This window comes from Mycolicibacterium sp. ND9-15, assembly GCF_035918395.1.
GTDB lineage: Bacteria > Actinomycetota > Actinomycetes > Mycobacteriales > Mycobacteriaceae > Mycobacterium.
Window position 1 is genome coordinate 4,177,169 of the sequence record NZ_CP142362.1, and the last position, 15,932, is coordinate 4,193,100.

16 protein-coding genes and 2 tRNA genes are annotated in these 15,932 nt (G+C 66.1%); 10 read left to right on the forward strand and 8 right to left on the reverse strand.

All coding sequences use genetic code 11. From position 1 onward, the window contains the following. The first annotated feature begins 34 nt into the window (after positions 1-34). The gene (acpS, locus tag QGN32_RS19990) at positions 35-427 is read left to right on the forward strand and encodes a holo-ACP synthase AcpS (protein WP_067083573.1); all 393 of its coding nucleotides are present in this window, start codon (positions 35-37) and stop codon (positions 425-427) included. Between the two features lie 118 nt (positions 428-545). Next, complete coding sequence (locus tag QGN32_RS19995) at positions 546-1,880, forward strand: dipeptidase (protein ID WP_326546005.1); 1,335 nt, start codon at positions 546-548, stop codon at positions 1,878-1,880. Between the two features lie 594 nt (positions 1,881-2,474). Here QGN32_RS19995 and QGN32_RS20000 read toward each other — a convergent pair. Next, positions 2,475-2,765, reverse strand: coding sequence for a hypothetical protein (locus QGN32_RS20000; RefSeq protein ID WP_326546006.1), 291 nt, complete (start codon positions 2,763-2,765; stop codon positions 2,475-2,477). A gap of 86 nt (positions 2,766-2,851) precedes the next feature. Further along, entirely contained in the window at positions 2,852-3,334 is a 483-nt protein-coding gene (bcp, locus tag QGN32_RS20005; RefSeq protein ID WP_326546007.1) for a thioredoxin-dependent thiol peroxidase, read from the reverse strand. A gap of 110 nt (positions 3,335-3,444) precedes the next feature. Between bcp and QGN32_RS20010 the strand changes: the two genes are divergently transcribed. Next, positions 3,445-3,672 (forward strand): DUF3618 domain-containing protein, encoded by a 228-nt coding sequence (locus QGN32_RS20010; protein ID WP_326549172.1) that lies wholly within the window; start codon positions 3,445-3,447, stop codon positions 3,670-3,672. A 579-nt stretch (positions 3,673-4,251) separates the two neighbouring features. On the opposite strand, the gene QGN32_RS20015 is transcribed toward QGN32_RS20010, so the two are convergent. Further along, a tRNA-Lys gene (locus QGN32_RS20015) sits at positions 4,252-4,327 on the reverse strand. A 156-nt stretch (positions 4,328-4,483) separates the two neighbouring features. Here QGN32_RS20015 and QGN32_RS20020 point away from each other — a divergent pair. After that, complete coding sequence (locus QGN32_RS20020; RefSeq protein WP_326546008.1) at positions 4,484-5,701, forward strand: L,D-transpeptidase; 1,218 nt, start codon at positions 4,484-4,486, stop codon at positions 5,699-5,701. 83 nt (positions 5,702-5,784) lie between these two features. Here the strand turns inward: QGN32_RS20020 and QGN32_RS20025 are convergent. Both QGN32_RS20025 and orn read right to left on the reverse strand, forming a co-directional pair. After that, positions 5,785-5,857: transfer RNA gene (locus tag QGN32_RS20025), tRNA-His, on the reverse strand. Between the two features lie 39 nt (positions 5,858-5,896). Beyond that, a complete protein-coding gene (gene orn, locus QGN32_RS20030; protein ID WP_326546009.1) occupies positions 5,897-6,544 on the reverse strand; it encodes an oligoribonuclease in 648 nt (215 codons plus the stop codon). A 79-nt stretch (positions 6,545-6,623) separates the two neighbouring features. On the opposite strand from orn, the gene QGN32_RS20035 reads away from it, so the two are divergent. Then, positions 6,624-8,210 (forward strand): helicase HerA-like domain-containing protein, encoded by a 1,587-nt coding sequence (locus QGN32_RS20035; RefSeq protein ID WP_326546010.1) that lies wholly within the window; start codon positions 6,624-6,626, stop codon positions 8,208-8,210. 82 nt (positions 8,211-8,292) lie between these two features. On the opposite strand, the gene cmrA is transcribed toward QGN32_RS20035, so the two are convergent. Then, a complete protein-coding gene (cmrA, locus tag QGN32_RS20040; RefSeq protein WP_326546011.1) occupies positions 8,293-9,099 on the reverse strand; it encodes a mycolate reductase in 807 nt (268 codons plus the stop codon). A 26-nt stretch (positions 9,100-9,125) separates the two neighbouring features. Between cmrA and QGN32_RS20045 the strand changes: the two genes are divergently transcribed. Further along, positions 9,126-10,442, forward strand: coding sequence for an MFS transporter (locus QGN32_RS20045; RefSeq protein WP_326546012.1), 1,317 nt, complete (start codon positions 9,126-9,128; stop codon positions 10,440-10,442). Here QGN32_RS20045 and QGN32_RS20050 read toward each other — a convergent pair. Then, entirely contained in the window at positions 10,439-11,194 is a 756-nt protein-coding gene (locus QGN32_RS20050) for an MmpS family transport accessory protein (protein ID WP_326546013.1), read from the reverse strand. The two genes, QGN32_RS20045 and QGN32_RS20050, sit on opposite strands and share 4 nt — an antisense overlap. 127 nt (positions 11,195-11,321) lie before the next feature. Here QGN32_RS20050 and QGN32_RS20055 point away from each other — a divergent pair, with 127 nt between their 5' ends. The 3 genes from QGN32_RS20055 to QGN32_RS20065 all read left to right on the forward strand — a co-directional run bounded on the left by QGN32_RS20055 (position 11,322) and on the right by QGN32_RS20065 (position 13,653). Then, positions 11,322-13,163 carry an alpha/beta hydrolase family protein gene (locus tag QGN32_RS20055; RefSeq protein WP_326549173.1) on the forward strand — a complete coding sequence of 614 codons (1,842 nt, stop codon included), beginning with the start codon at positions 11,322-11,324 and terminating at the stop codon, positions 13,161-13,163. 90 nt (positions 13,164-13,253) lie between these two features. After that, positions 13,254-13,463, forward strand: a complete 210-nt coding sequence (locus QGN32_RS20060; RefSeq protein ID WP_326546014.1) for a hypothetical protein — start codon at positions 13,254-13,256, stop codon at positions 13,461-13,463. Between the two features lie 34 nt (positions 13,464-13,497). Next, positions 13,498-13,653 (forward strand): DUF6131 family protein, encoded by a 156-nt coding sequence (locus tag QGN32_RS20065; protein WP_094286318.1) that lies wholly within the window; start codon positions 13,498-13,500, stop codon positions 13,651-13,653. A gap of 4 nt (positions 13,654-13,657) precedes the next feature. On the opposite strand, the gene QGN32_RS20070 is transcribed toward QGN32_RS20065, so the two are convergent. Next, positions 13,658-14,266, reverse strand: a complete 609-nt coding sequence (locus tag QGN32_RS20070) for an SACE_7040 family transcriptional regulator (protein ID WP_442791730.1) — start codon at positions 14,264-14,266, stop codon at positions 13,658-13,660. Positions 14,267-14,380: 114 nt separating this feature from the next. Between QGN32_RS20070 and QGN32_RS20075 the strand changes: the two genes are divergently transcribed. After that, positions 14,381-15,931, forward strand: a complete 1,551-nt coding sequence (locus tag QGN32_RS20075; RefSeq protein WP_326546016.1) for a carboxyl transferase domain-containing protein — start codon at positions 14,381-14,383, stop codon at positions 15,929-15,931. Position 15,932 lies beyond the last annotated feature (1 nt).

The following is a 15,932-nucleotide window of genomic DNA, read 5'->3' on the forward strand; positions in this document are numbered from 1 at the left end:
CGAAGAGCGGGGAGCTTGAGATAGCGTTTCGCCCATGGCGATAGTGGGGGTGGGGATCGACTTGGTCTCCATACCCGAGTTCGCCGAGCAGGTGGACCAGCCTGGGACGGTTTTCGCCGAGACGTTCACGCCCGGTGAGCGCCGCGACGCCGCCGACAAGAGCTCGTCGGCGGCGCGGCATCTCGCCGCACGCTGGGCGGCGAAGGAGGCCGTGATCAAGGCCTGGTCGGGGTCCCGCTTCGCCCGACGCCCGGTGCTGCCCGAGGGCATCCACCGCGACATCGAGGTCATCACCGATATGTGGGGCAGGCCCAAGGTGCGCCTGTCCGGGGCGATCGCCGAGCATCTGAAGAATGTGACAATTCACCTGTCGTTGACGCACGAGGCCGACACGGCGGCTGCGGTCGCCATCCTCGAGGAGCGCTGAGCGTTGGTTTGTTGCGCGACAGTGCGTGTTTGTTCACGACATGCCGAGCTTTCTCGGCACTTTACGCACGCTCACGGTGCCTCGACGGGGCGGAAACGATGGCGCTAGCCTCGACGTCATGAGCGATCTGGCGCAGCGGGCGCGCGAGGTGTTGCCGTCCGTGCGGCGTGATCTGGAAGACCTGGTGCGGGTCGAGTCGGTGTGGGCCGATCCGGCGCGCCGCGGAGAAGTAGGGCGCAGCGCCGATATGGTGGCGAAGCTGTTGGCCGACGCGGGCTTCGGCGACGTGCAGACCGTCAGCGAAGGCGGCGCACCCGCCGTCATCGCCCGCCATCCCGCGCCGCCAGGTGCGCCGACGGTGTTGCTGTACGCCCACCACGATGTGCAGCCCGAGGGCGACCCGACGCAGTGGAATTCGCCGCCGTTCGAGCCCACCGAGCGCGACGGACGCCTCTACGGCCGCGGTACTGCCGACGACAAGGCAGGCATTGCAACGCATTTGGCGGCCTTCCGGGCGCACGGGGCAAATCCTCCCGTCGGCGTCACGGTATTCGTCGAGGGGGAGGAGGAGTCCGGTTCGCCGTCGCTGTCGCGGCTGCTGGCCGCGCATCGCGACACGCTGGCCGCCGACGTCATCGTCATCGCCGACTCAGACAACTGGAGCACGGAGGTGCCGTCACTGACGGTGTCGCTGCGCGGACTGGCCGACTGCGTCGTCGAGGTCGCAACGCTGGATCACGGGCTGCACTCCGGGTTGTGGGGAGGCGTCGTGCCCGACGCGGTGAGTGCCCTGGTGCGGCTTCTGGCCAGCCTGCACGACGACGACGGCAATGTCGCGGTGGCGGGTCTGCACGAAGCCAGCGTCGCCGACGTCGACTATCCACCCGAGCGGATCCGTGAGGAGACGGGGTTGCTGCCCGGTGTCTGCGAGATCGGCTGCGGCTCAGCGCCGCAACGGCTGTGGGCCAAGCCGGCGATCACCGTCATCGGTATCGACACCACGCCGATCGACAAGTCGTCGAACACCTTGATCCCACGGGCGCGCGCGAAGGTCAGCATGCGCGTCGCTCCTGGTGGCGACGCTGCGGAGCACCTGGCGGCGTTGACGCGGCACCTCGAGCAGCACGCGCCGTGGGGCGCGCAGGTGACCGTCACACCCGGCGACCTCGGCCAGCCGTATGCGATCGACGCCAGCGGTCCGGTCTACGACGCCGCCCGTACCGCCTTCCGGGAGGCGTGGGGCGCCGCACCGGTCCACACCGGAGTCGGCGGTTCGATACCGTTCATCGCCGAGTTCGCGGCCGCGTTCCCCTCGGCGAAGATTCTGGTGACGGGCGTGGAAGACCCTGCGACGCAGGCACATAGCGTCAACGAGAGCCTGCACCTTGGTGTCTTGGAGCGCGCCGCCGTCGCCGAGGCCCTATTGCTGGCCGGGCTGGCAGACGGACAGTAGCTTGGCGACCTGACCGGGCGGTTCGAACGTCGCCCCCGGCGACTCTGGGAGACTGTGGCCATGACCTCACACCGGTGACCTGCCCCGGTTGGTCCGCGACGGGTTCCGCGGGCTGGTGGCCGAATCCTGCACCACCTCAGGGGATCCGCTCCGAACCCGCGCACCACGATCATCGTCACCGGCTACCAAGTGCCGGTACCCCGGCCGATCGATCGCCGCCGGCGAACGGTACGTCAACGTTTTCGGCGTCCGGGTTCGCAACTCCGCCGCGACGGGTGTTCGTCGTCCACGGCGAACCGCAGGGTGCGGACACCCCGCGCAGACGCCGGGACCGTGAGTTCGGTTGGCGGGCAATGGTCCCCAGGCAGAACAGCTGCTCGCCCTTTGGCCAGCCGACGCGCGGCGCACTCGCTTGCGAACCTCGACTCGACAGGCAGATCGCGTCATGGCTTCGCGACGTGTCCGGTGGCCCGGACGTTGTACTGTGCGACGAGCCAGTTCCGTTCATGCAGTCGGTGCCGCGAGGTGAAGCCACGCAACGAGTTCGACGCACCGGTGACACAGGGGAGATCCGACCGGCTACTCGGAGGGCACTCAAGCGCAGGGATAGGCCCAGGCCCAATTGCCGGAGGCATCGCGATACATGCAGCCGCACGCGGTCGGCCCGCAGATGATCTCGATGTCGACATCGTAGGTGAAATCCGCACCGGCGTGGGGGGCGAACTTCCGCACGGTGTCAGGGGTAAGTGGGATCCCAGTGACCCTCGCGCCGATCAGCGCCATCTCCTCCAACCGGCTGCTCACCTCTTCATACAAGCGCGCGATTCGATATTGGTCTTCGGTGCTCATCTCGAAGGAATTCGGCCGGCGGTCCATTGCGGTCATGTCAGCCTCCGTCGTGTAGGGCACGTTTTCGCAATTGCGCATTCTAGTTAACGGACCCGCCGCCGTACGGAGAAATGGGTAAGCGGTCAGGTCCCCAACTCTGCGATGATCTTCTGAATCTTTGTTGACGTATGTGCAGCCTTGACGTTGTACTGCGCCTCGGCGATCTTGCCCTTCTCGTCGACGACGAACGTCGACCGAATGACGCCCTGAACCGTCTTGCCGTACATCGTCTTCTCGCCGAACGTGCCCCATGCGGTGAGCACTTCTCGATCCGGATCCGACAGCAGCGGAAACGTCAGCTTCTCCTTGTCGCGAAACTTGGCCAGCTTCTCTGGCTTGTCGGGGGAGACGCCGATGACGTCGAGTCCGGCATCGTTGAGCTCACGCAGGTTGTCCCGGAAGTCGCAGGCCTGTTTGGTGCAGCCGGGCGTCGACGCCGCCGGATAGAAGTACACGATGACCTTGCGGCCCTTGTAGTCGGAGAGCTTCACGGTGTTGCCGTCGGCGTCGGGCAGGCTGAAGGCCGGGGCTTTGTCGCCCACCTCGAGTCGCGGAGTCTGTGGCACGCGGGGGCATCCCTTCTGTCGACCGGTGCGCTGCAGCGAGCGCGGGCTGCTCTAGGGTAGATCGGCAGGCTCCGACTGGGAGCAGTGACATGGACGGCTTGGAGGCGCACGTGGTGGACCGTGATCCCGAGACCATCAAGCGGGACATCGATCAGGCTCGGGAGCAACTCGCGGCGACGGTGGACACACTCGCCGAGCGCGCCAACCCCAGCCGGCTGGCCGACGACGCCAAGGCCGCGGTGGTGCGGTTTGTCACAAAACCGGCGGTGGCCGTGTCGCTTACCGGCGTGGGAGTGATTGTGCTCGTGGTTGTCGTACGGCGGATCCGGCAGCGCTGAGCAGACGGTTCAGCGGCGTCGCGCCGAGCGGAACCAATCGGCGAAGGAGAACCCGGGGGGATTGGCGACCCGGCCAAGCCGGCCGCAGGTGTAGACCGCGACCGGAATTTGGGCAGTTACTTCAGCGGATGCATCCGCGCCCGCCGGGCCCGCTCCAAATGAACCGCATGACTGGGGCATCAGCTAAGTCCGTATCCCCTTCTGATTCCTGGCCGCTTTTAGGCGATCGATCTGTCAGCTAACCGGACTGTAGCAGATGAGATCGATTTCTAGCAGCGTAAACGCGAAGAAGTCGAGAAGTCCACCCGTTTGCGCAACGATGGACGCCTCCGGTCCGATGACCTCAATACCCTAGATATGTAATTTCCAGCACACTACGGCCGCGTCAATAAACGGGATCACACGGGCAATTTCCCACTGTGCCCGGCAACGTCATCGGGTAGCGACTCGCCGGCGCCTTTCACGATTGACCAAGGGCGCCGAAACCGTGCTCATCAGCGTGGTCTCCGAGTCAAGAAGCCGTTGGGAGCGGGCGAAGACTCAGGAGTTCGGGCAAGTCAGCTCACGAGGAGAGTGATTTGGTGCGCCGTCAGGGTTTCGAACCCCGGACCCGCTGATTAAGAGTCAGCTGCTCTACCAACTGAGCTAACGGCGCGCGCTGCGACAATAACAGGACCTGCTGCGCTGCGTGAAATCTGCGCCGACGGGGTATGTCGTCGATGTCCGCGTCGTAACTCCGATTCGGATTTGCCCTTAGACTGTTGCCAAGAATCATCGATCAGTCATCCCTGGTTGCGAGGTGGAGTTAGCAATGTGGCGAGTCCGTTCAACGGCCCGTCCGTTTCGACGCGCGTGGTTGGTTACCGCTGCGCTGATCCCCGTTGTCGCGCTCGCGTTGTCTGCTTGCGGCGGCAATTCGGCGCCGCCGCAGCCGCAGGTGATCGACGACAAGGGCACGCCCTTCGGCGACCTGCTCGTCCCCAAGCTGACCGCGTCGGTGACGGACGGCGCCGTCGGCGTGAGCGTGGACTCACCTGTGACGGTCAGCGCGGGGGATGGCGTCCTCGGGGCGGTGAGCATGGTGAACGAGTCCGGCAAGGCCGTTGCGGGCGCATTGAGCCCGGACGGCCTGACCTGGGCCACCACTGAACCCCTCGGCTACAACAAGCACTACACGCTCACGGCGGAATCGCTCGGGCTCGGCGGAGCCACCACCAGGCGGATGTCGTTCGAGACGCATTCGCCGGAGAACTTGACGATGCCGTACGTGCTCCCGAACGACGGCGAGGTCGTCGGCGTGGGACAACCGGTGGCGATTCGGTTCGACGAATACATTCCCAACCGGTTGGCCGCGCAGAAGGCAATCAAGATCAAGACCGACCCGCCGGTCGAGGGCGCCTTCTACTGGCTGAACAACCGCGAGGTGCGGTGGCGCCCCGCGAAGTACTGGAAGCCCGGCACGAAAATCGACGTCGCGGTGAACACTTACGGTGTCGACCTCGGAGACGGTCTGTTCGGGCAGGACGACGTCAGCACGAGCTTCACCATCGGCGACGAGGTCATCACCAGCATCGACGACAACACGAAGACGATGACCGTCAGACGCAACGGCGAGGTGGTGAAGACCATGCCGGTGTCGATGGGCAAGAACAGCACGCCCACCAACAACGGGGCCTACATCGTCGGCGACCGCCTCTCGCACATGGTGATGGATTCCTCGACGTACGGCGTACCGGTCAACTCCCCCAACGGGTATCGCACGGAGGTGGACTGGGCCACCCAGATCTCCTACAGCGGCATCTATGTGCACGCCGCGCCGTGGTCGGTGGGCAGCCAGGGCTACAGCAACGTCAGCCACGGCTGCATCAACGTCAGCACCAGCAACGGGCAGTGGTTCCACAACAATTCGAAACGCGGGGACGTCGTCGAGATCGTCAACACCGTCGGGTCGACGTTGCCGGGCACCGACGGCCTCGGCGATTGGAACATCCCGTGGGAGCAGTGGGAAGCGGGCAACGCCGGCGTCTGACGCGGCACCGACGTGCGCGCTGCTGTCGCGTCGGGCAGGAAAAAAAGGGTCAGGGAGCGAAGATTCACTCCCTGACCCGTCTGGGTGGCTGACGGGACTCGAACCCGCGACATCCAGGATCACAACCTGGTGCTCTACCAACTGAACTACAGCCACCATTGCCGCGCACCCGGGTGGGATACGGCGACGTCGATACTAGCCGCTTGAACGCTCGGCGGCCGAATCGATACTCTTCGCGTCCTCGGCGGCAGGCTTCAATTCTTCGGCGACGGCCGCGATATCGCTGGTCGACGGTCCGGGTACGGCGACGAACGCGGTACGGCGGTAGTACTCGAGTTCGCGGATCGACTCGTGAATGTCGGCTAGCGCGCGGTGCGCGAGGCCCTTCTCGGGTTGCCCGAAGTAGATCCGCGGATACCAGCGCCGGCACAACTCCTTGATCGAGCTGACGTCGATCATCCGGTAATGCAGGTAGTCGTCGAGCTTGGGCATGTCGCGGGCGATGAAGCCGCGGTCGGTGGCGATGGAGTTGCCGGCCAGCGGCGCCGTCTTGGCCTGTTTGACGTGCGTGCGAATGTAGTCGAGCACCATCTCCTCGGCTTCAGGCAGGGTGACGGGCGAGGCTCTGACCTCGTCGATCAGCCCGGATCTGGTGTGCATCTCGGTCACCACGGGGATCATCGACGCCAACGCCTCGTCGTCGGCGTGGATGACGACGTCGATGCCGTCGCCGAGGATGTTGAGGTCGGCGTCTGTCACCAGCACCGCGATCTCGATGAGCCGGTCGGTCTTGAGATCGAGGCCGGTCATCTCGCAGTCGATCCACACCAGTTCGTCGCGCACGACGCTCACAGTAAGCCTTGCGGTCACATCCGGGCTGCACCCGCCCATACGGGATGGCGCGCAAGTTAGGGTGCCAACCATGGCCAGTGAGTCGAGCCCTACCCCCGCCCAGCAGATCGCCGCAGGTTACGCGGTCGGAGGTGCGGCTCTGGAACTCGGCGCCGTCGTCGTCGACGGCGTGTGCGACCCGGCCGCGCAGGTTCGCATTCCGCTGGCCACCGTCAACCGTCACGGTCTGATTGCGGGCGCCACCGGCACCGGAAAGACGAAATCGCTGCAGGTGCTGGCCGAGCAGCTCTCAGCAGCGGGCGTGCCGTGCGTGATGGCCGACGTGAAGGGTGACCTGTCGGGGCTGTCACGACCCGGTGAGGCCAACGACAACCTCACGGCGCGGGCCACAGACACCGGGGACGACTGGGCGCCCAGCGCCTTTCCGGTCGAGTTTCTGTCGCTGGGGACGACGGGGGTTGGGGTGCCCGTGCGGGCGACGATCTCCAGCTTCGGACCGATTCTGCTGGCCAAAGTGCTCGGCCTGAACGCCACGCAGGAGTCGACGCTGGGCCTGATCTTTCATTTCGCCGACCAGAAGGGCTGGTCACTGCTCGACCTCAAGGATCTGCGCGCGGTGATCCAGTACCTCACCAGCGACGAGGGCAAGCCCGAACTCAAGGCGCTCGGCGCGGTGTCCGCCACGACCGCGGGGGTGATCCTGCGAGCGCTGCTCAACCTCGAAGCCGACGGCGGCGACACGTTCTTCGGCGAACCCGAACTCGAGCCTGACGATCTGCTGCGGGTCGACGATCAGGGCCGCGGAATCATCACGCTGCTCGAGCTCGGCAGCCAGGCCGCCCGGCCTGTGATGTTCTCCACCTTCCTGATGTGGGTGCTCGCCGACCTGTTCTCGACACTTCCCGAAGTCGGCGACCTCGACAAGCCGAAGCTTGTCTTCTTCTTCGACGAAGCCCATCTGCTGTTCTCGGACGCGTCCAAGGCGTTCCTCGAACAGGTGGAACAGACCGTGAAGCTGATTCGGTCCAAGGGCGTCGGCGTGTTCTTCTGCACGCAGTTGCCGACCGACGTTCCCAACGACGTGCTCTCCCAACTGGGTGCCCGGATTCAGCATGCGCTGCGGGCGTTCACGCCCGACGACGAAAAGGCGCTGTCCAAGACCGTGCGCACATACCCGAAAACCGATGTCTACGAGCTGAAGTCGGCATTGACCTCGCTGGGCATCGGCGAGGCGATCGTCACCGTGCTGTCGGAGAAGGGCGCGCCGACGCCGGTGGCGTGGACGCGGATGCGTGCCCCGCGCTCGTTGATGGACACCATCGGCCCCGACGCGATCACCGCGGCGGCGAAAGCCAGTCCGCTGCAAGCAGAATACGGTCAGAGTATCGACCGGGAGTCGGCCTACGAGCGGCTCAACGCCCGATTGGCGCCGCCAAAGTCCGCTGCCTCCGATGCGTTGCCACCACCGCTGCCCCCCGATGTCGGCGGCGCGACGGCATCGGGGCAGGCGAGGTCACGCGACGCCGCCGAGCCCGGGATGATGGAGAAGGTGGTCAACAGCGCGGCGTTCAAGAGCGCGATGCGCTCGGCCGGCACGGTGATCGGCCGCGAGATCACCCGCAGCATCTTCGGGACCGGCCGTCGCCGCAGGCGCTGACAGTCGCGCCGAAATAGCATTCCCGGCTGTAGATAGGCCGATTCGACGACCAGGAATGCTATTTCGCGAAATCAGCAGGGCCTTATCCGGCGCCGAGTTTCTTGTAGACGGCGCCGACGATCGGCGTCACGATCGCCCGCGGCGTGTATCCCGCCGCCACCGACATCGCCTTCGACGTCACGCCGGGGACGACGCGCATCTTGTTGCGCTCCAACGCATCCAGCGACTGCTTGGCCGTGTACTCCGTGGAGATCCACAAGAAGTCGGGAATCACCTTCTCCACCAGCGACTGTTCATCGACGTTGGGCAGCGTCTCGCGTACGGGGCCGGGGGCCAGCAGCGTCACGTGCACGCCGACCTTCTTGAGCTCGCCGCGCAGCGACTCGCTGAACGTGTTGACGAACGCCTTGGTCGCGGCGTAGGTCGCATTGTTGGGAATCGGCGAATTGCCCGCCGCTGAGCCCGAAATCAGGATTCCGCCCGCCTTACGCTGGACCATCCCCGGCAAGACGGCGAGCACCAGATCATGCACGCCGAGCACGTTCAGCTGAACTTGCGCCTTCTCGTCGGCCGGGTCCAGCGACGCCACCGGACCGAACGTCGCGGTGCCCGCATTCGCACACAGGATCGAGATGTCGCGCGTCGCCAACTCCTCACACAGCTTGGTGCGTTCGGTCGGGTCGGCCAGGTCGACGGGACGCACCTCCACCGTGACGCCGTACTGGTCGGTGAGCCGGTCGGCAAGCGCCCGCAGCACATCCTCGCGGCGTGCGGTGATGATCAGGTGGTGTCCGCGGGCCGCGAGTTCGCCGGCCAGCGCCTCGCCGATGTTCTGCGACGCGCCGGTGACCACCGCGCGGGCGTCCGCGCTGGGTGCGGGTACTGGCATGGACAGGACTATATCGTTGGCGCACCATGAGCGACCCACCCGATTCAGGCCGGCCGTCCCCACGGACTGCGGGTCGCCGACAGATCATCTCGTGGGCGCTGTGGGACTTCGGCGCCACCGGACTGAACGCGGTGGTCGTGACCTTCGTGTTCTCGATCTACCTCACCAACACCGTCGGCGCCGACCTGCCTGGGGACATCAGCGCGACCAGTTGGCTCGGCTGGGCGCTGGGCGCGGCCGGACTGGCCGTGGCCCTGCTGGCGCCGGTGACCGGGGTGTGGGTCGACGCGCCGTGGCGACGCCGCCGCGTGCTGGCCGTGCTCAGCGTGACGGCGGTGGTGCTGATCTCGGCGATGAGCCTGGTCCGCGATGACTACCGCTACCTGGCGCTCGGTTTGGTGCTCCTGGGTTGCGCGTCGGCGTGCAACGAACTGGCAACCGTGCCCTACAACGCGATGCTGCGCCAGCTGTCGACACCGCAGACATCCGGCCAGATCTCCGGATTCGGCCTCGGCTTGGGCTATTTCGGCAGTGTCACGCTGTTGTTGGTGGTCTACCTGGGGTTCATCTCAGGTGACGGCGGGATGCTGGGTCTGCCGGTCGAGGACGGCCAGAACGTCAGGGCCGCCATGGTTTTCACGGCCGTCTGGTTCGGGCTCTTCGCCGTACCGGTGCTGCTAGCCGTGCCCAGCGTGAGACCCGGACCAGTGGAGCAACAGCGGAGGGTCGGGTTTGTCGGCGGATACCGCAAGCTGTGGACCGACATCCGCAGCGAATGGCGTCGTGATCACAACGTCGTGTACTACCTGATCGCCAGCGCAGTGTTCCGTGACGGTCTCACGGGGATCTTCGCGTTCGGCGCGGTGCTCGGCGTGCGGGTCTATGGCGTCTCCGAGGCCGACGTGCTGCTGTTCGGGGTGAGCGCCAGCACGATCGCCGCCGTCGGCGCCGTCCTCGGCGGTCTGCTCGACGATCGGTTCGGCGCCAAACCGGTCATCGTCGTCTCGCTCGCCGCGATGATCGGCGTCGGCCTCACGCTGATGGCGCTGAACGGGGCACTGGCGTTCTGGCTATGCGGGCTGGCGCTGTGCCTGTTCATCGGGCCGACGCTGTCTGCCGCGCGGACGCTGATGCTGCGCATGTCGGCCCACGGCAAGGAGGGCGTCGCGTTCGGCCTTTACACGACCACCGGCCGCGCCGTTTCGTATCTTGCGCCGTTCCTGTTCTCGCTGTTCATCGCGGTCTTCGGTACGGACCGGGCGGGTATGGGCGGGCTGGTCGTGGTGCTCGCCGCGGGACTGTTGGCCATGCTCGCCGTTCGCGTCCCGCGCGCGCCGGGTTAACCGCTGGCCGTGCAGATGGTCAGGCCGGCACCGGTGCGCTGCTGAACCACGGCGCCGTCGACGGTGATCGAACAGTTCACTTCGCGGCCGACGTTGATGATGCTGACACTCGCCGACGCCGCGGCCGATTCGGACAACTCGACTTCCTTGCTCCACGGCAGCATCACGTTGAACTCGGTCTGCAGCAGACCACCGGTGTCGACGTAGGTGATGTTGATGGCGCGCCCCGAACCACTGACCACATAGACGACGGTCTGGGGCACGCCGGGGGTCGTCGTGCGGGGCGTACTCGGCACCGTCGGCACCACGGGCACGCTCGGCCGGGTCGTCCGCGGGACGGTCGGCGGGCGCGTCGTCGTGGGGATCGGCGTGGTGAAGTCGGGTTCCTGCATCGGGGGTGGTGCGACGACGGTCTGCTGCTGCGAACTGTTGACGACGACCAGCGCGATCACCAGACCGATCACCGTCAGCACCGCGATCCCTGCGACGATCCAGAGCCAGCGGGGCGACTTCGGTTCCTCCGGCGGCGGCGCCGACGACTCGCCGGGCGGGTACGGTGCCCCGTACTGGCCGGTCCCATAGGGGTCGTACCCGTAGGCGCCGTACGACGGCAGTCGCTCCGTCGGTGCAGGTCTCGGGGGTGCCTGATAGGTGGGGCCGTACGCCTGGCTGGCGTACGCCGGATCGCTGTACCCCGGATGGCCGTAGCCCTGCGACTGCTCGTCGCGACCGGGCCGTGGTGTATCGGTCATACCCACCTCATGGGTGCGAGGGTACCTGGGCGACCGCTCAACAGGCCGTGCGGCGACATCTCGCTTGCCCGGGTTAGGCACAATCGGTCCGGTGGGAGAGCACGTTCGCAGGGTCTACGGCGCGTCGATGTCGCCGGACGCCACCGCGTTCGCACATCTGGTCGACGACGGTGGCTTCCCGCGCGCGGTGCAGCGTTTCCTGCGCGGCTGGCGGGCAAGCTCGTCGCGCGATGTGGAGTTGCCCGTCGAAGGCCCGGTGACGCGGGTGCTGCACTCGGCCGACGGTCACTGGCTCGCATGTGAAGTGGCCCCCGATGGCAGTACCCGCACTCAGATCTGGGTGGTGACAACTGATCCAGACGACCGTGACGCCCGTCGCATCGACTCGTGGCACCCCGGAGCGCCGGAGGGCACCGCCGAGTTGATCAACTGGGACGGAACTCGGGTGGCGGCGATCCTGACCGGCGAGGATGGGGTCGGTAGCTCGTGTCTGATCGACCCGGCGACTGGCCGCACCACCGTGCTGGATCGGCGCTCCGGCGGCCGGTTGGTCGACGCCTGGGCCGGCGCCGCACTGGTGCGGGTCGGGCCGCGCGGCTACCGCGACCTGATCATGCTTCGCGGTGGCACCGAAACCGCTTTGCTGCCATACGATCCAGGCTCGACCACGGATACCGGCATCATCCTCGACGACCATTACGCGCGCCGACTACGCGCCGGGGTCGAAGGCGAGCTCACCAACCTGTACCAGCCGGCGACCATGTACGACCTCGGCAGCACCGAAGGCTATGTGCGCGCCCTGATCCGCAGCGAAAACGGCACCGAGCATGCGCGCCTGCTTGAGGTCACGGTCACGGCCGACGGCGTGGCTTATCAAGTCGTTGCCGAGCACCCCGGCTACGAGCTCGACGAGTTCACCGTCAGCGACGACATGTCGACGGTGGCGATGTTGTGGAACATACACGGCGCCAGCGAATTACAGATCCTCGAGCTCGGCGACAACACACTGCACGAGCGAATCCCGCTGCCCGGCATGGTGGCCAGCCAGTTGAGTATCAGCGCAGGCGGCTCGATGCTGGCGATGACGGTCGAGGGCCCGGCCACCCCGCCGACCGTCGAGCTGGTCGACCCGCGCACCGGGGTGTGGGAGGTCGTCGGCCGCGAACCCAGCTCTGGGCCGCTCAGCGCAGACCCGACGCTGGAGACCGTCACCGCGCGTGACGGTCTGCGCTTCACCGGCTGGTTGTTCCGCCCGCCCGAAGGCGTCCCGACGATCGGCGCGATGCTGTTCTTGCACGGCGGGCCCGAGGGCCAGGGCAGGCCTGGCTACAACGAGTTCTTCCCGCCGTTGCTCGAGGAGGGCATCAGCGTCTTCCTGCCGAACGTGCGGGGTTCCGGAGGCTTCGGCAGGACGTTCATGCACGCCGACGACAGAGAGGGACGGTTCGCCGCGATCGACGACGTCGCCGATGCGGTCGCCTACCTCGTCGAACACGGTGTCGCGCCGGTCGACCGCATGGCGTGCTGTGGCTGGTCGTACGGCGGCTATCTGACGCAGGCGGCGCTCACCTTCCACCCGGGGAGGTTCGCCGCCGGGATCAGCATCTGCGGCATGAGTGATCTGAACACCTGGTACCGCAACACCGAACCCTGGATCGCGGCCGCCGCCTACCCCAAGTACGGTCACCCGGTCGGGGACCGCGATCTGCTCGAGCATCTATCGCCGCTACAGCGCGTCGAGGCGATGACCGCGCCGTTGCTACTGGTGCACGGCGCCAACGACACCAACGTGCCGCCCAGTGAGTCCCAGCAAATGTTCGAAGCGCTGCAAGCGCTTAACCGAAAAGTCGAACTGCTGATGTTCGACGACGACGGCCACGAGATCGACAAGCGCGAGAATCGCGCCATGCTGGTCAAAGCCATGCGCGAGTGGCTGATTGCGGCTTTCGGCCAGCATCCGAACCCGTAACCGAATTGACGCCGTAGCCACGTTTACCGAAATTATCTGCCGGGTAAACGCTGCGCACGCGCCGATCGGGCGCGACAAAGGAGGCGCAGCATGCGAGGTGGCGGAATTCTCGGCGTTCTGGTGCTCGTCTGGTTGCTGATCGGCGCATTCGCCGCGTACCAACGCGGCTACTTCCAGACCAGTGAAACCAATTGCGCAACAGCGGGAAGCATCGCTTTGACGGTCGTCGTCGGTCCGCTGAACTATGCGGGCGTCAACCCCAAGGTGGAAAACTGCGATCTGCCCGAACCCAGCCAGTAATCCACTGGCGATTGCTGATTCGAAAGGAATACACATGATTATCCTCGGAGCGATCCTGCTCATCCTCGGCCTGATCTTCGGGATCAATATCCTGTGGACCATCGGGATCATCCTCATGGTCATCGGCGCGGTGTTCTGGATTCTGGGATCCATGGGCCGCCCTGTCGGCGGCAGGCGAGCCTGGTACTAGACGCTCAAGTCTCCCCAGCGGCCGGGGTCAGCGCCGCGACCGTCATTGTCTTCAAGACGGTTCGCGGGCTGGCCTCGGCCGTTTTTGCGCTACCCGGTTTGAGCGCGTGCGGCGTTGAGTTCAGCAGCCCGAACGTCGCGTGCGCCATCAGCCGGGCGTCGGCCTCCGCGAGCGACTCGTTGACCCGTCGCAGCACGTCCACCCAGATCTCGACGTATTGGCGTTGCGCCTTGCGCACCTGACGCTTGGCCGAGGGGGGCAGATTGCCGAGGTCACGGTCCTGGATGCGGATGAGGTCGGACTCTTCGAGCGCGAAGTCCAAGTGAAAGTCGATCAGAGCGTCCAGCGCCGACGCGGGATCGTCGGCGCTGGCGACGACCTCCATCGCGCCCGCCAGCAGCCGGGTGCTGATCCCGACCAGCAACTCGACCAGCAACGCCTCCTTGTTGGGGAAGTGACGGTAGATCGCCGGTCCGCTGACTCCGGCCGCCGCGCCGATATCCTCCAGCCGCACCGCCAGATAGCCCCGCTCCGCCACCAATCGCTCCGCTGCGGCGATCAACTGGGAGCGGCGATCCGATTTCGCCTTGCTGCGTCGGGTGGTAGCAGGCACCGGGGAGACCGGAGTAGGGGACACCGCGCCTCCCGCCAGCTGTAGACAACTCGGTTAATCGTGACTAACATACCATGGGTTATTCGTCATTAACTCAACTGAACGGGTTCACCGATGGCATCGCGGCCTTCACATCGCGAGCAGCATCTCGCGCTGGTAGACGAACTGCGTTCGAAGCTCGCCGCCGCAGCGCTCGGCGGCCCCGAGCGCGCCCGCGAGCGTCATGTCAGCCGCGGCAAGTTGTTGCCGCGCGACCGGGTGGACGGCCTGCTGGACCCGGGCAGCCCGTTCCTGGAACTGTCCCCGCTGGCCGCCGACGGCATGTACGACGACGAGTCCCCGGGCGCGGGCATGATCACCGGGATCGGCCGTGTTTCCGGGCGCGAATGCGTGATCGTCGCCAACGACGCTACCGTCAAGGGCGGCACCTACTACCCGATCACGGTCAAAAAGCATCTGCGCGCCCAGGAGGTCGCCGGCCAGAACCGGCTGCCCTGCATCTATCTGGTCGACTCCGGCGGGGCGTTCCTGCCCCGCCAGGACGAGGTGTTTCCGGATCGCGACCACTTCGGCCGCATCTTCTACAACCAGGCCAACCTCTCAGCCGAGGGCATTCCGCAGATCGCGGCCGTGCTGGGGTCCTGCACTGCCGGCGGCGCGTACGTTCCCGCGATGAGCGACGAGGCGGTGATCGTGCGCGACCAGGGCACCATCTTCCTCGGCGGGCCACCGTTGGTGAAGGCCGCAACCGGTGAGGTGGTCACAGCCGAGGAACTCGGCGGCGGCGATCTGCACTCCAAAACCTCCGGTGTGACAGATCATTTGGCCCACGACGACCGCGATGCGCTGCGCATCGTGCGGCGCATCGTCGCCACCCTGGGCCCCCGCGAGCCGCTGCCGTGGGAGCTGCGCCCGACTTTGGAGCCGGTGGCCGATCAGACCGAGCTCTACGACGTGGTGCCGGTCGACTCGCGGGTGCCCTACGACGTGCACGAGGTTGTCACGCGCATCGTGGACGGCGGCGAATTCGCCGAGTTCAAGGCCGAATACGGCGCCACCCTGGTGACCGGATTCGCCCGGATCCACGGCCATCCGGTGGGCATCATCGCCAATAACGGCGTGCTGTTCAGCGAATCAGCGCTCAAGGGCGCACATTTCATCGAGCTGTGCGATAAGCGGAACACACCACTGGTCTTCCTGCAGAACATCTCCGGCTTCATGGTCGGTCGCGACTACGAGGCGGGCGGCATCGCCAAGCACGGCGCGAAAATGGTCACCGCGGTGGCGTGCGCGCGGGTGCCGAAGCTGACGGTGGTGATCGGCGGCTCGTACGGGGCGGGTAACTACTCGATGTGCGGGCGTGCGTATTCGCCGCGCTTCCTGTGGATGTGGCCCAATGCCAGGATCTCGGTGATGGGTGGCGAGCAAGCCGCATCGGTACTGGCGACCGTGCGCGGTGAAATGACCGCCGAAGAAGAGGAGGACTTCAAGGCGCCGATTCGTGCGCAGTACGAGTACCAGGGCAATCCGTACTACTCGACCGCGCGGTTGTGGGACGACGGTGTCATCGACCCCGTGGACACGAGAACGGTGCTCGGGCTGGCGCTTTCGGTCGTCGGTCAGGCTCCGCTCGAGTCGATTTCCTACGGTGTCTTCCGGATGTGAT